Below are 14085 nucleotides of genomic sequence, written 5' to 3'. Positions count from 1 at the left end.
GTGCACTCGAGCCCTCAAGCCGCCATTCTCGGCAGTAGAACTCTTCTCCAGCTTGTTTCGTAGTTTTCGAATTTGATTCACCAGAAGTGGTCGTGAAATAGCCGCCCCCGAGTATTCGATATAGCGTCTTGCAGTTCATTACTACGAGGAATGGGAAATGCCGATTCGAGCGGTTCGAGCCTCCTGCAACCACAATATCGACGTTTAGCCAATGCTTTCCTCCCTTCTATTCTTCGGATTAAATCCGCCGCCGCCGGCGACAGGTCGATGTAGTTCCCACTCCTCCGTGGACACATGAGCAGTGAGACGGCGACCAGACTCGTGCTCTCGTACCCGAGCGGACTCTCGGAGTGGGGGCGCGACCAGATCGAGACGGGCCGCTACCGCAGGTACCTCCGGCGCGTCTTCGAGACGCCGGCGGTCGGCGACGAGCGCGAGGAGTTCGTCGACGTCGGCTGTTGTGGGAGTTCGCTGGATCTCACCTTCCGCGTCGAAGCAGTCGAGGCCGGAGGGCGCGTCGGGGAGGACACCGACGTCGACCTCGTCACGCGCGTGGGTGAGGTGGAGGGCGGCTGGCGGGTCCAGAGCGCCGGCGGACCTCGATAGCTCGGGGCCGCGAGACTCGATGGACGACGTCGAGTTCGGCGACCGAACAGTTAACACCGGGCGGGACCGGAACCTGTGCGGTTATCGTCGTGTACCGTCTCGTGGAAGTCGATGATCACTCAGATCGGCCGGACGACCGTGCTCGTGGAGGAGTACGAGGAAGCGCTGGCGTTCTACACGGGGACGCTCGGGTTTGACGTGATCGCGGACGTGGAACTCGACGGCGGCTTTCGAGCACTCCACGTCGGACCGGCAGGCGAATCCGGTTCGGGACTCTGGCTCATGGAAGCGACCGGGGAGGAGGAGCGCGCCCTGATCGGGAACCAGACGGGCAGTCAGCCGGCGTTCGTGCTCTACACCGATGAGATCCGGGAGACGTACGAGACGCTGGCCGAGCGCGGCGTCGAGTTCAGCGGCGAGCCGGAAGCCGGGCCGTCCGGCTCGAACGTCCACTTCGAAGACCCGTACGGGAACCGCATCGTCCTCGCAGAGCTCCACGAGCCCCGAGACTGAGGCCCGCCACGGGCGGACGAACCGTCGCCGTCCGGACGGTCAGGGCAGATACCGGACGACGACGACGCCGGGCGCGGACCGGACCTCGACGCGGTTGACCCCGAGACGGGCGGCGCGTGCGAGCGTCGCCTCGCGGTCCCCGAGCACGTCGGCCACCGCCCGTTCCGTCCGCTCCTCGGGAACGGTGACGACGTGGAGTTCGCCGACGCCGGCCCGTTCGGTCCGCGTCAGTTCGCCCACCTCCTGTTCGGCCGCGGTGTCGAGGCTGTCGCGCGTCGGCGGCTCCTCGCCCTCCGCCAGCGAGAGCGTCCGGCGCTCCGCCACCTCGACGAGTTCCCAGGTGACGTTCATCGGCGGTTCGGGCGCGAGGACGCCCTCGATCGCCTCCTCGGCCTCGACGCCGGGGTTCTCCGAGAGCGTGAGCACCCGCCCGGTGGACACCTCCCGGAGGACCGCCGACTCCTCCTCGGCGTGGGTGACGAGGAACGTTCCCTCCGTCCGCTCGGGATCGGCTCCCTGCGCAGTCTCGCTCGACCCGGGGGCTTCCCCCGCTTCGGACAGGGCCCGTTCGAGCGCGTCGACGTCGAACTCGTCGTCGGTCATTGGACCCGGTAGGCGGCGGGGCGGTTTCGGGGTTTCGCTCCCGGGCGAACGTGGTTCGGGCCGCTCGGCGGGTCGCCGGCCGGGACTTCAGCCGCGGAGCCGGTGGACCAGCGCGATCAGCGCCGCACCGAGCACCGGGAACAGCGCTCCCACGGCCTGCGGGACGCCGTAGAGGAAGCTGATGGCCGGCGCGAACGCGCCCGTCGGCGGCGGGCGGGTGATCGTCTCGCCGTCGAGCGTGAACGTCTCGGGCATCGCCGCGACGAGTCCGAGGTACAGCGAGGCGAGAAACAGGTAGCCGGCGAGCGCGAGGCCCGCCTCGTAGCCGGGGGCGCGGGCGATCTCCCGGCGGCGTGACCGGGCGACCAGCAGCACGGGCGCGATAGTCGGCGCGACGGCTGCGAGGCCGACGAGGAAGAAGAACGCCCGGACGACCGAGAAGCGGGCGCGGGCGGTCGCGCCGAACAGCCGAATCAGCGCGAGCGCGAACACGACCGAGAGGAGCAGCGCCGCGAGGCCGCCGACGACGACGTAGCTCCGGAAGAGCCACGAGTCGCTCGCGCGGAACGCGTACGGGAACGCGCCGAACAGGCCCCGATACGTGTCTTTCTCGGTTGGTTTGGGGTCCTCGGTGCTCGTCTCCGCGGGCATTGGCCGGGCTTGGGCGTGGCGGCTGTTAAGCACCCCGTCATTCGACGCAGTGATCGTCGGTGTCGTCCTCCTCGCGACAACCGTGGTGCGACTGTCTCGAACGCCCCCGTCCTCGTCAACGTCGATCGAGCCGCGAGTTGGACCGTTCCAACCGCCTCGAAAGCCCCCCCACGGCGCTCGGCTCCCGCGAGACGCTCTGCGCTCCTCGTCGGTCGGCCTGCGGCCTCCCTCCTGCGGTGCTTGAGGCCTCGGGGTTCGCCGAGCGCCGTGGCCCCTTTCAGTCCCACCCACACCACCGCCCCGAACCTCACCCTCCCCAGCCTCCTGTGCTCCTCGGCTCACTGCTTCGCTCGTTCGCCTGCGGTGCTCGTCTTTTCTCGGAGCGAGCTCCTCGAAACTCACCCTCGCTGCGCTCGCGTGAGCCTCGCACGAGCGGCCGCGCGGAGCGCGGCCGCCGCGCGCCACGTGGCTCGGTCGGTCAACGCCGTGGCGCGCGTGACGGCGAGCCCGGAAGGCGAGCAGACGCGCGCGAGGGACGAGGTCCCTCCCTCCGGTCGGGACCTCGTCGGCTGGAGAGGCCGTGGATGCGGGGCGGTTGCGGCGGGTGGGACTGAAAGGGGCCGTGGCTCTCGACGACGTTCACGAGACGCACGGCGTCTCGTGAGCTCACGAGAGCTTTGCTCTCGTGAACGGCGCGGACCGACAAGCACCGTGGTTCGAGAGAGCGGAGCTCTCTCGTCATCACGAAATCTTCGATTTTCGAACGACAGCGCGACCGAAGGGAGCGAGGAGCGCAGCGGCCGCACCGAGTCGAGAGCCGCGGGGGCTTTCGAGCCGTTCCCCGAAGCAAAACTACCCATCATCCGGAGGGCCAGGCCGAACACCCAGAATGAGGGGGCAATCGTTTTCGGCCCCCGGCCCCGCCACACGACCATGCAGGCGGACATCGGGAACGCGCTCGACGGGGCACTCGGCCTCGACCGCGCGGCCCTCGACGACCTCGACGACCGCGTCGCCGACGCCCACGAGACGATCGCACGCGGGCGACGGGAATCCGAGCACGGCTACGCCGCGCTGAATCTCCCCGAGACCTGCGACCCGGAGCCGGTCCGCCGAGCGGCCGCCGGCTTCGATCCCGAGACCGTCCTGACGGTCGGCATCGGCGGGAGCGCGCTCGGCGCGGCCACGATCACCGACGCGCTCGACTCGCCCGTCGAGGCCCGCTATCTCGACAACGTCGACCCCGCCTGGGTCCGGGACCTCGTCGGCGGCCTCGACCTCTCCGAGACGGTCGTGAACGTCGTCTCCCGCTCGGGCACGACCGCCGAGACGCTGGCGAACTTCCTCGTCGTCCGCGAGGCGATGGCGTCGGCGGGCGTCGACTGGACCGAGCGGACGGTGGTCACCACCGGCGAGTCCGGCAACCTGCGGGCGATGGCCGACAGACACGACCTGCCCGCCCTCACCGTCCCCGACGGCGTCCCCGGCCGCTTCTCCGCGCTCTCCACCGTGGGGCTGTTCGCCGCGGCGGTGGCCGGCCACGACCTCGACGCGCTCCTGGCGGGCGCCGCGTCGGAGGCCGAGAAGCTCTCCGGGTCGCTGTACGACTCGCCCGCGTACGCCTACGGCGCCGTCTCGTACGCCCTCGCCGAGCGCGGCGCGGCCGTGAACGCGATGATGCCGTACGCCGAGTCGCTCGAACGGTTCGCCGAGTGGTACGCACAGCTCTGGGCCGAGTCGCTCGGGAAGGACGGCCGCGGGCAGACCCCCGCGCGGGCGCTCGGCGCGACCGACCAGCACTCCCAGCTCCAGCTGTACCGCGCCGGCCCCACCGACAAGCTCGTCACGCTCGTCCGACCGCGCGAATCGACGGACGCGAGCATCCCGGAGACGGACCTGGCGGGGCTCTCGTACCTGGGCGGCTCGACGCTGGGCGACCTGCTCGACGCGGAGTTCCGGGCGACGGAGGCCAGCCTCGCGGCGGCCGGGCGCGAGAACGTCCGCCTCGAGATCGACCGGGTGGACGAGCGCGGCCTCGGCGAACTGCTGTACGCGACGGAGGCCGCCTGCGTGCTGTACGGCGAACTCGCGGACGTCTCGACGTTTACACAGCCGGCCGTCGAGTGGGGCAAGAAGGCGGCGCGGGGGCTGCTGGGCGGCGGGGAGTTCACCGAGGCCGAGGCTGTCCGGGGCAAGCGCCGGCTGGAGGTCGAATGATGTCGGGGGCGTCGGGACCAAGGGGGACGAGTGAGGGGAACAGGACGGGCGAGGGGAGCGGAACGAGCGAGGGGAGCGCGGCGGGCGGGACGACCTCGAGGACGTCCGAGGTGGACGGGAACGCGGTCGCGATCAGGCTCGGCCAGTCGCTCCTCATGGTCGTCGCGGCGTATCTGGCGGCCGCGGCCGTGCTCCCCTGGTCCGAGCGCCTCGCGCTGGCGGTCGGCGTCGCGCCGGAATCGCCCGAACTGGCGGCGATCCGGAACGTCGGGCAGTTCGTCGGCTTCGCGCTCGCGGCGGCCGCGTTCATGACGTCGGCGAACGACCGGGGGCTCGTGACGGCGTGGCTCCCGGACGCACGCGGGTGGAGCCTCGGATCGGTGACCGCCGTCGGGATGGTACTCGCGCAGTTCGCTCTGCTGCTCGTGCTCGGGGCGGTCGGCGTCGAGGTGGCGACGAACCGGGCGCTCGGGCCGGGCCGGGACGCGCCGATCTACTTCCTCTACATGATCCCGGTGTCGATCCTCGTCGTCGGCCCGGCCGAGGAACTGGTGTTCCGCGGCGTCGTGCAGGGGGAACTCAGGAAGGCGCTGCCCGCCGCCCCGGCCGTCTCGCTGGCGGCGTTCCTCTTCGGCTCCATCCACTTCATCGCCGGCACGGGCACCGTCCTCGAACAGTCGGCCTACGTCCTCGTCGTCACGCTGCTCGCGCTCCCGCTCGGCTACCTCTACGAGTACACCGGCAACCTCGTCGTCCCCGCGCTCGCACACGGCCTGTACAACGCCGCGCTGTACGCCATCCAGTACGGCGGCGCGACCGGGATGCTGTGAATCGAAATCCGGAGACCGAGAGTCGTGCCGTGGATCGAACCCCGAGACTGAGAGTCTGCCCGCGTCGTCCCCGGGTTCCGGCGGGACGAGGGATTCTCGAAGGAATCGCAGTACTGTGTGAGGAATCGGAGAATCCGTGGGCCGAGTCAGGCCGGGTTCTTCCGCGAGAGGTCGCTGCCACAGACCGGACAGCGGTCGCGGTCCTCGTCGAACTCGCGGCCACAGCCCGCACACTGGAACGTCCAGTCGCGCTGCTCCTCGATGCCGTCGCGGGCGATGACCTCGACGTCGACGCCGAGCTTTCCGGCGACGTTCTGCATCGCGTAGTCGTCGGTCACGAGCGTCGCGTCGAGTTCGAACGCGGCCGCGAGCAGGCGCGTGTCCGTCTCCGAGAGCGTCTCCTCGTCGCCCGTCTCGCCGGAGGCGCGCCGCACCTGATCGACCGTCTGGCCGTCGGGGACGTGGATGTGCATCCCCGCGCCCTCGTTCGCGTCGAAGCGCAACGCGGCCTCGCCCTCGAGTTCCTCGTGGACCCTCGGGATCGAAGCCGTCGGCTCGTCGGTGTGATACTCGTGGATAAACGCCGACGAATCGAGCACTCGCATCCTACGACGTGTCGACGACGATGTAGTCCTTCACCGCCTGCACCGTCGAGACGGGGATGTGGACGCGGCCGGCCTCGTCTCGTTCGAACGGGATGCGGCCCGGCGAGACGTTCTCGTTGGGCGTGACCAGCAGGTCCGAGAGCGCCCCAGTCTTCAGGTCCATCGTGATGTTGTACAGCATGCCGAGCTCGGTGCCGTCCGAACCCATGACTGCCTTGCCCGAGAGGTTCTCGGCGAGGATATCGGCCATACATCGCCAATTTCGGTGCGGCGCAATAAACGCCACGCCAACGTCTGACGCGAGGCGCACGGGTCCCGGCCACCGGAGCGATGCCGGCCCGGAGCGTGTCCGAAACCACCCGACTGCGAGTCGAATCGGAGAGCAGTCGGTCGGAAGCGGCGGCCCCGCCGAGTCGAAGCGCTTAGGGCTCCGCCCGGACGAAGGGTGACAAGGACCGTTCTTCGGGGATTTCGCCATGTCAGACACTAACGCCGACACGACCACGGACGAGGACGCCGACGCCCTCCGCACGCCCATCGTCGCCGTGCTGGGCCACGTCGACCACGGGAAGACGACGCTGCTCGACCGCATCCGCGGCTCGGCAGTCCAGGAGGGCGAGGCCGGAGCGATCACCCAGCACATCGGCGCGACCGCCGTCCCGCTCGAAACCGTCTCGGAGATGGCCGGCGCGCTCGTCGACCCGTCGGACTTCGACCTGCCGGGCCTGCTGTTCATCGACACGCCGGGCCACCACTCCTTCTCGACGCTCCGGGCCCGCGGCGGCGCGCTCGCGGACATCGCGGTGCTCGTCGTCGACGTGAACGACGGGTTCCAGCCACAGACGGTCGAAGCCATCGACATCCTGAAGCGGACGGGCACGCCGTTCGTCGTCGCCGCCAACAAGGTGGACACGACGCCGGGGTGGAACCCGCAGGAGGGCGAGCCGATCCAGCGGTCGCTGGAGGCCCAGTCTGACCGCGCGGAGTCGCGGCTGAACGAGAACCTCTACGAACTCATCGGCGACCTCTCGGACGCCGGCTTCTCGGCGGACTTCTACTGGCGCGTCCAGGACTTCCAGGCGAACATCGGCGTCGTCCCGCTCTCGGCGCTCACGAGCGAGGGGATTCCGGACCTGCTGACCGTCCTGATGGGGCTCTCACAGCGCTACCTGAAATCGGAGATGTCGGTGGACGCGACCGGCCCAGGGAAGGGGACGGTGCTCGAGGTGAAGGAGGAACGCGGGTTCGGCGCGACGCTGGACGTCGTGCTGTACGACGGCGTCATCCGGACGGGCGACACCATCGTCGTCGGCGGGCAGAACGAGCCCATCGTCACGGAGGTTCGGGCGCTCCTCCAGCCGCGGCCGAACGCCGAGATCCGGACCGAAAAGCGGTTCGAGACGGTCGAGTCGGTCTCGGCCGCGGCCGGGGTGAAGATCGCCGCGCCGGACCTCGACGAGGCGATGGCGGGCGCGCCGGTGCGGGTCGTCCGCGACCGGCCCGAGGCGGAGGTTCTCGCGGAGGTGCGCGAGGAACTGGCCCGGATCGAAGTCGAGACCGCCGAGGACGGCGTCGTCGTCAAGGCCGACACGCTCGGGAGCCTGGAGGCGATGGCGAACGCGCTGGACGAGGCCGAGATCCCGATCCTCCGGGCCGAGGTCGGCGACGTCGCGCCGCGGGACGTCGCGGTCGCCGAGACCGCGAACGAGGAGACGAACCGGGTCGTCCTCGGGTTCAACGTGGACGTCCTCTCGAACGCTGAGCGCGAACTGGAGGAGAGCGAGGTGAAACTGTTCACCGACGACGTGATCTATCAGCTCGTGGAGGAGTACGAGGAGTACGTCGACGAACTGGAGCGCGCCCAGCAGGAGACCGTGCTCGACCGCATCGTCCGCCCCGCCCGCTTCCGAATCCTGGAGGACCACACGTTCCGGCAGAACGACCCCGCGGTCGTCGGCGTCGAGGTGGTCTCGGGAACCGTGCAGAACAACCGCCACGTGGCGAAGTTCGAGGGGAACGACCCGAAGCGCGTCGGCCAGCTTTCCGGCATCCAGCACCAGGGCGACGACGTGGACGAGGCCCGAGCGGGCGAGCGCGTCTCGATCGCCATCGACGGGCCGACGGTGGGCAGACAGATCGAGGAGGGCGACGAACTGTGGATCGAACTGCCCGAGAAGCACGCGAAGATCCTCGAACAGGAGCTCTCGGAGGACATCCCAGCCGACGAACTGGAGGCGCTGAACGCCTACCTGAACGCGCGCCGGAAGTCGGATCCGTTCTGGGGCAAGTAGAGGGACGATTTTTCGTCGGGTCGACCGGGACCCAGCCGGATGGCGCGCGTGACGCGAACCCCCTCGTGGGGTGAGTCGACGCGCGCGAGGGACGAGCACCGCAGGTGAACGAGCGCAGCGAGTGAACCGAGGAGCGCAGCGTGGTTCGCGGGAGCGGAGCCAGCCGGGGGCTTTCGAGGCGGTCGAAGCGACGACTAAACTGACGGGGACGACAGCCGTAGTGGCTCGTAAGACGACCGGATCAACGGAAGAGCCGACGGTTGAGACCCCTATTCAGCCACTTCATTACGCAAAACCGACGAATAACCACGAGAAAACCACGAAACGGTACTCGACGAGTCGCAATCCGAAAGTCGCCCCTAGCGAGCCGTCGGTTCGATGTCGTCGCCGACGGCGTTCATCACCTGCGCCGCGGCACTCGCAGCGAGCCCACGGGCAACCTCGCCGTGGTCGGTCTCGTCGAGTCCGGCCTCCAGGTCGTCCAGATCGGGCGTGAAGCCGGCGCTGACGGCGTGGCCCACGGGCGGCCGGACCGCGACGGTTGCCTGGGGACCCTCCGTCCCGTAGGAGAGTTCCGAGCCGACGGCGTAGCCGTCGGGGAGGTACGATTCGGTCCGGGAGACGATGCCGGCGACCGCCCGTCTCAGCGCGTCCTTCTGCTCGATCGAGAGGTCGACCTCCTCCGGTCGACCGGCATCGACGACGCCAGGGGCCCCCGCGTACGGGTTGTTGCCGTTCATTGAGGATGTAGGCGGGATTGGCGTGTGGCGTGTATAAAGCCGTCGGCGGCCGCAAGCGGAGTCCCCTCACGCGATGGGCTCGCTCTCGCCGTAGGCCGCGAGGACGACCGCGGAGGTGTAGGCGTCCTCGCTGGTGTCGGCGCGCTCGACCAGCGTGTGCTCGTCCACGATTGACCAGTCCCGGAGGGCCGCGCCCGCTCGAAGCCCCTCCTCGACCGTGGTCCGGACCGACTCGGGATCCGTGCCGTCGGCCTCATAGAACAGCCCCGGGCCGGGGCCGGTCGCCCAGCCGAGTCCGGCGACGACCTCCTCGGTCTCGCGTGCGTCCGCCGGGGTGGCGGCCGCGCGGGCCTGCACGACGGTCAGGCGGTTCCCCGCGGGGCCGAGGTCCGGCACCGCCTCGACGGCCCGCACCGTGGCGTCCGCGGGGACGACGGAGGACACCGTCACGAGGTTGTAGTTGTGGAGGTTCGCGTCCGCGAGCGCGGCGTCGTAAGCCGCCATGGCGGTCGGGCCCCGCCCGCTGCCGCCGGCGACGTGGATCTCCATATCCGAACCAGCGGGCGGCGGGTGAAGTGCGTATCGAAGCCGGGCGCTCCGACGGCGGACTCGTTCCGACGGCGGCCCGGCCGAACGCTTTTGGCCCGCTCCGCCCACCCTCCGACGTGGCATACTCGAAGGAGAACTACGGCGACGTCGAACCGAAAGCGCCCGGCATGCACTTCCTCCGGGACGCGCTGGACTGTGACTCGCTCGGCATCACGGTCGTCGAGGGCGACTCCGAGTGGACCGGGATGGAACACGACCACGCGGACGGCGGACAGGAGGAGGTGTACCTCCTGCTGGAGGGCTCGGGAACCATCACGGTCGACGGCGAGGCCCTCCCGCTCGACGTCGGGGACGCGGTCCGCGTGTCGCCCGCGGCCACCCGGAACTACGAGTTCGCGGAGCCGAGCCGGATGGTCGTCGTCGGCGCACCGTAGGGAATCGGGGGACGGACAGGAGCGATCGAGCGGTCGACACGACCGAGCGGCCGAAGGGATCGAGCGGCCTGACGTTCGTCGGTGAAAAACGGGTCGCCCGGCCGACCACGCCGCCCTCGGCTCAGCTCACTCGAGGTCGAAGCGGTCGAGGGTCATCACGTCGTGCCACGTGTCCGCGAAGTCCTCGACGAACTTCCGCTCCGCGTCGTCGCTTCCGTACACTTCCGCGACGGCCCGGAGCCGGGCGTGGGACCCGAAGATGAGGTCCGCGCGGGTCGCCGTCCACTCGAGCTCGCCCGTCTCGCGGTCGTAGCCCTCGAACACGTTCTCCGAGTCCGCGACCGCCTCCCACTCCGTGTCCTGGCCGAGGAGGTTCACGAAGAAGTCGTTGGTCAGCGTGCCCGGCCGGTCGGTGAAGACGCCGTGGTCGGCGTCACCGTAGGTCGCACCGAGCGCCCGCATGCCGCCGACCAGCACCGTCATCTCGTGGGCCGTCAGGTTCAGCAGCTCCGACTTGTCGACCAGCAGCTCCTCGGCCGACTGGTCGGCCTCGTCCCCGAGGTAGTTCCGGAACCCGTCGGCACGCGGCTTGAGCGCCTCGAACGACTCGACGTCCGTCTGCTCGGGCGTGGCGTCCGTCCGGCCCGGTTCGAAGGGCACCTCAACGTCGTACCCCGCGTCAGCGGCCGCCCGCTCGACTGCCGCGTTGCCGCCAAGCACGATCAGGTCCGCGAGCGACACCTTCGTCCCGTCCGCGCGCGACCCGTTGAACTCCTCGCGGATCCCCTCCAGGGTCTCCAGCACGGTCGCGAGCTGCTCCGGCTCGTTCACCTCCCAGTTTCGCTGGGGGTCGAGGCGGATGCGGGCCCCGTTCGCGCCGCCGCGCTTGTCGCTGTCGCGGTACGTCGACGCCGCCGCCCATGCCGTCTTGACCAGTTCGGGGACGGAGAGCTCCGAGTCGAGGAGCGCCCGTTTCAGTTCGGCGACGTCCGCCTCGTCGACGAGGTCGTGGTCGGCGTCGGGGACCGGGTCCTGCCACAGCATCTCCTCGTCGGGGACCTCCGGGCCGAGGAACCGCTCGGGCGGGCCCATGTCGCGGTGGATCAGCTTGTACCAGGCCCTCGCGAAGGCGTCGCGGAACTCGGCCGGGTCCTCCCGGAACTCCTCCAGGATCGCGCGGAACTCGTCGTCCTTCTTCAGGGCGACGTCCGTCGTCAGCATCATCGGTGTGATCGAATCGGGGGCACCCTCGACGTCCGGCACGGTCCGCTCCAGTTCGTCGCCGACGGGGCGCCACTGCCACGCGCCGCCGGGCCCCTTGTGGGCTTCCCACTCGTGGTCGAGCAGGTTGTCGACGTAGCCCATGTCCCACGAGATCGGCGACTCCGTCCAGGGGCCCTCGATGCCGCTGGTGATCGTGTCGGAACCCTTGCCCGACCCGTGTTCGTTCTCCCAGCCGAGCCCCTGCTTCTCGATGGGGGCCGCCTCGGGTTCGGGCCCGAGGTTGTCGCCCGAATCCGCGCCGTGGACCTTCCCGAACGTGTGGCCGCCGGCGATGAGCGCGGCCGTCTCCTTGTCGTCCATCGCCATCCGGCTGAACGCCTGTCGGATGTTCTCGGCCGACCCTTCGGTGTCCGGTTCGCCGTCGGGACCCTCCGGATTCACGTAGATGAGCCCCATCACGGTCGCGCCGAGCGGCTCCGAGAGCTCGCCGTCCTCGTCGAAGCGGTCGGACGCTTCCCACTCGCCCTCGGGCCCCCAGTCGACGGCCTCGTCGGGCTCGAAGGCGTCCTCGCGCCCGCCGGCGAAGCCGAACGTCTCGAACCCCATCGACTCCAGGGCGACGTTCCCGGTCAGCACGAGCAGGTCGGCCCAGGAGAGCTTGCGGCCGTACTTCCGCTTGACCGGCCAGAGCAGTCGGCGCGCCTTGTCGAGGTTCACGTTGTCCGGCCAGCTGTTGAGCGGCGCGAAGCGCTGTCTGCCGCCGGACGCGCCGCCGCGGCCGTCGACGGTCCGGTAGGTGCCCGCGCTGTGCCAGGCCATCCGAATGAACATCGGCCCGTAGTGGCCGTAGTCGGCCGGCCACCACTCCTGGGAGGTCGTCATTACGTCCTCGATGTCCGCCTTCACCTCGTCGAGGTCGAGCGTCTCGAACGCCTCGGCGTAGTCGAACTCCTCGCCCATCGGATCGGTCCGGCGAGCGTTCTGATCGAGGATATCCAGTTTCAACTGATTCGGCCACCAGCCCTGATCGGACCCAGTCATCACCGAATTGTTACTGCTTTCCGTATTAATGAGTTTCTAATCCGGTGTGAACTATTCGCTACACCCCAAGCAATCTTTCCCATTAATCAAGTTTCGTGGGCGAACGGGCCCCCTCGCCGGTCGGCTGCACGCCCGTCCCGCACCGTCAGCGACGAGTTCCTGATCGAGCGCGCCGTGAACGTCGTCGCTGCGACGGCGATGACACCCGCCGTTCGTTCCGCTCTCGGGGATGTACCCACCCGTCGCGCTCGAACCGCGGCGGACGACGGCCGAGATGCGGTTCGAAGGGCCGCCGAGCAAAAGCACGGGTTCCGCTTCCGGAACTGCAGCGAGCATCGCCGGACGGAGTTCGAACGCGGCTGATCGGCGGATGGAGTTCGAACGCGGACGGCGTCCCGGTCCGCGGAAGCCGCCCGCGACCGACGGGACCCGTCGGTGGGGAGCCGCAACCCTGCGTTCAGTACTGGTACGCGCCGAACCCGTCGCTCGTCACCGCCCCCTCGTCGTCGGCCTCCACCTTCTCGCGGGCGGACTCGAAGTCCCCGTGGGTCACCGTCGTCCGGTCGTCGCGGATGGCGAACATCCCCGCCTCGGTGCACAGCGCGGCGATGTCCGCGCCGGAGTAGCCCTCCAGATCGCCGGCGAGACCGTGGAAGTCGACGTCGGCGGCGACGCTCATGTCGTCGGTGTGGATGTCGAGGACGCGCTCACGGCCCTCGATCTCGGGCTTTGGCACCTCGATGAGCCGATCGAATCGGCCGGGCCGGAGGATCGCCTCGTCCAGCATGTCGAAGCGGTTGGTGGCGGCGATGATGCGAATCTCGCCGCGCTCGTCGAAGCCGTCCATCTCCGAGAGCAACTGCATCATCGTCCGCTGGACCTCCGCGTCGCCCGACGTCTTCGAGTCCGTCCGCTTCGCGGCGACGGCGTCGATCTCGTCGATGAAGATGACCGCCGGTTCGCGCTCCGAGGCCAGGTCGAACAGGTCCCGGACCAGCCGCGCGCCCTCGCCGATGAACTTCCGGACGAGTTCGGAGCCGGCCATCTTGATGAACGTCGCGTCCGTCTCGTTCGCGACCGCCTTCGCCAGCATCGTCTTCCCGGTGCCTGGCGGCCCGTGGAGCAGGACGCCGCTCGGCGGTTCGACGCCGACCGACTCGAACTGTTCGGCGTTCACCAGCGGGGCCTCGACGGCCTCGCGCACCTCGCGCACCTGGTCGTCGATGCCGCCGATGTCGGCGTAGTCGACCGCCGGCGAGGCGTCGACCTCCATCGCCTGGGCCCGCGCGTCGGTCTCGTCGTCCAGCACCGTCTGGACGCTGAACGAGTCGTTGATCGCGACACGGTCGCCGGCCTCCAGGTCGTCGGCCAGCCGCGAGGACACCTCGGTCAGCACCTCCTGGTTGTTGCCGTGCTGCTTGATGACCGCGCCGTCGTCGGTGATCTCCTCGACGGTGGCGACGTACAGCGACGACGTCTTCAGCGCCTCGTTTCGCCGCTTCAGTTCGTCGACCTCGCCCTGGAGGTCGCCGCCGCGGGACTCCGCCCGTTCGAGGCGGTCGTCCAGTTCGTCGTTCACCTGCACGAGCCGCTCGAAGTGCTGGCGCAGGGCCTCCAGCCGTTCGGCCTCGCTCATGTCCGGATCGAGATCGAGGCGAGGGCGGTCTGGAAGGGACGGGCTCCGAGACATTCTTGCCCGGGTTTTCGACTGCGGCATTAATGTGGCTTTGGGTCGCGGGAGCGTTCGCCTCGGCGGGTTGGCGAACCGACGGGATCGGCAC

14 protein-coding genes are annotated in these 14085 nt (G+C 69.5%); 6 read left to right on the top strand and 8 right to left on the bottom strand.

Annotated features, from left to right (window positions below; all coding sequences use genetic code 11):
• Positions 1–294 precede the first annotated feature (294 nt).
• Positions 295–606, top strand: a complete 312-nt coding sequence (locus RJT50_RS02770; protein ID WP_313693879.1) for a DUF7968 family protein — start codon at positions 295–297, stop codon at positions 604–606.
• Positions 607–717: 111 nt separating this feature from the next.
• Positions 718–1119 carry a VOC family protein gene (locus RJT50_RS02765; protein WP_313693876.1) on the top strand — a complete coding sequence of 134 codons (402 nt, stop codon included), beginning with the start codon at positions 718–720 and terminating at the stop codon, positions 1117–1119.
• A gap of 39 nt (positions 1120–1158) precedes the next feature.
• On the opposite strand, the gene RJT50_RS02760 is transcribed toward RJT50_RS02765, so the two are convergent.
• Positions 1159–1722 carry a DUF5812 family protein gene (locus RJT50_RS02760; protein ID WP_313693873.1) on the bottom strand — a complete coding sequence of 188 codons (564 nt, stop codon included), beginning with the start codon at positions 1720–1722 and terminating at the stop codon, positions 1159–1161.
• Between the two features lie 87 nt (positions 1723–1809).
• Positions 1810–2373 (bottom strand): DUF8056 family protein, encoded by a 564-nt coding sequence (locus RJT50_RS02755; protein ID WP_313693872.1) that lies wholly within the window; start codon positions 2371–2373, stop codon positions 1810–1812.
• 933 nt (positions 2374–3306) lie between these two features.
• Between RJT50_RS02755 and RJT50_RS02750 the strand changes: the two genes are divergently transcribed.
• Positions 3307–4590, top strand: coding sequence for a glucose-6-phosphate isomerase (locus RJT50_RS02750; RefSeq protein WP_313693871.1), 1284 nt, complete (start codon positions 3307–3309; stop codon positions 4588–4590).
• Complete coding sequence (locus RJT50_RS02745) at positions 4587–5420, top strand: CPBP family intramembrane glutamic endopeptidase (RefSeq protein WP_313693869.1); 834 nt, start codon at positions 4587–4589, stop codon at positions 5418–5420. The genes RJT50_RS02750 and RJT50_RS02745 overlap by 4 nt, the downstream gene beginning before the upstream one ends.
• Positions 5421–5566: 146 nt before the next feature.
• Here RJT50_RS02745 and RJT50_RS02740 read toward each other — a convergent pair whose 3' ends face one another.
• A complete protein-coding gene (locus tag RJT50_RS02740; RefSeq protein ID WP_313693868.1) occupies positions 5567–6025 on the bottom strand; it encodes an NOB1 family endonuclease in 459 nt (152 codons plus the stop codon).
• A 1-nt stretch (position 6026) separates the two neighbouring features.
• Positions 6027–6275, bottom strand: a complete 249-nt coding sequence (locus tag RJT50_RS02735) for a PRC-barrel domain-containing protein (RefSeq protein ID WP_313693866.1) — start codon at positions 6273–6275, stop codon at positions 6027–6029.
• 226 nt (positions 6276–6501) lie between these two features.
• On the opposite strand from RJT50_RS02735, the gene infB reads away from it, so the two are divergent.
• Positions 6502–8316 (top strand): translation initiation factor IF-2, encoded by a 1815-nt coding sequence (infB, locus tag RJT50_RS02730; RefSeq protein ID WP_313693864.1) that lies wholly within the window; start codon positions 6502–6504, stop codon positions 8314–8316.
• A 359-nt stretch (positions 8317–8675) separates the two neighbouring features.
• Here infB and RJT50_RS02725 read toward each other — a convergent pair whose 3' ends face one another.
• Positions 8676–9056: a DUF5811 family protein gene (locus RJT50_RS02725; RefSeq protein ID WP_313693862.1), complete on the bottom strand. Its 381-nt coding sequence runs from the start codon at positions 9054–9056 to the stop codon at positions 8676–8678.
• Positions 9057–9122: 66 nt separating this feature from the next.
• Complete coding sequence (locus RJT50_RS02720) at positions 9123–9605, bottom strand: pyruvoyl-dependent arginine decarboxylase (RefSeq protein ID WP_313693860.1); 483 nt, start codon at positions 9603–9605, stop codon at positions 9123–9125.
• A 116-nt stretch (positions 9606–9721) separates the two neighbouring features.
• Here RJT50_RS02720 and RJT50_RS02715 point away from each other — a divergent pair, with 116 nt between their 5' ends.
• The gene (locus tag RJT50_RS02715; protein ID WP_425499699.1) at positions 9722–10039 is read left to right on the top strand and encodes a cupin domain-containing protein; all 318 of its coding nucleotides are present in this window, start codon (positions 9722–9724) and stop codon (positions 10037–10039) included.
• A gap of 126 nt (positions 10040–10165) precedes the next feature.
• Here RJT50_RS02715 and katG read toward each other — a convergent pair whose 3' ends face one another.
• On the bottom strand, positions 10166–12304 hold the full coding sequence (katG, locus tag RJT50_RS02710; protein WP_313693858.1) for a catalase/peroxidase HPI: 2139 nt from the start codon (positions 12302–12304) through the stop codon (positions 10166–10168).
• A 457-nt stretch (positions 12305–12761) separates the two neighbouring features.
• Positions 12762–13994: a proteasome-activating nucleotidase Pan2 gene (gene pan2 / locus RJT50_RS02705; RefSeq protein WP_313693856.1), complete on the bottom strand. Its 1233-nt coding sequence runs from the start codon at positions 13992–13994 to the stop codon at positions 12762–12764.
• Positions 13995–14085: the final 91 nt, after the last annotated feature.

Source organism: Halobaculum sp. XH14 (assembly GCF_032116555.1).
Taxonomy (GTDB): domain Archaea; phylum Halobacteriota; class Halobacteria; order Halobacteriales; family Haloferacaceae; genus Halorarum; species Halorarum halobium.
This window is presented reverse-complemented; position numbering and strand designations above follow the sequence as displayed.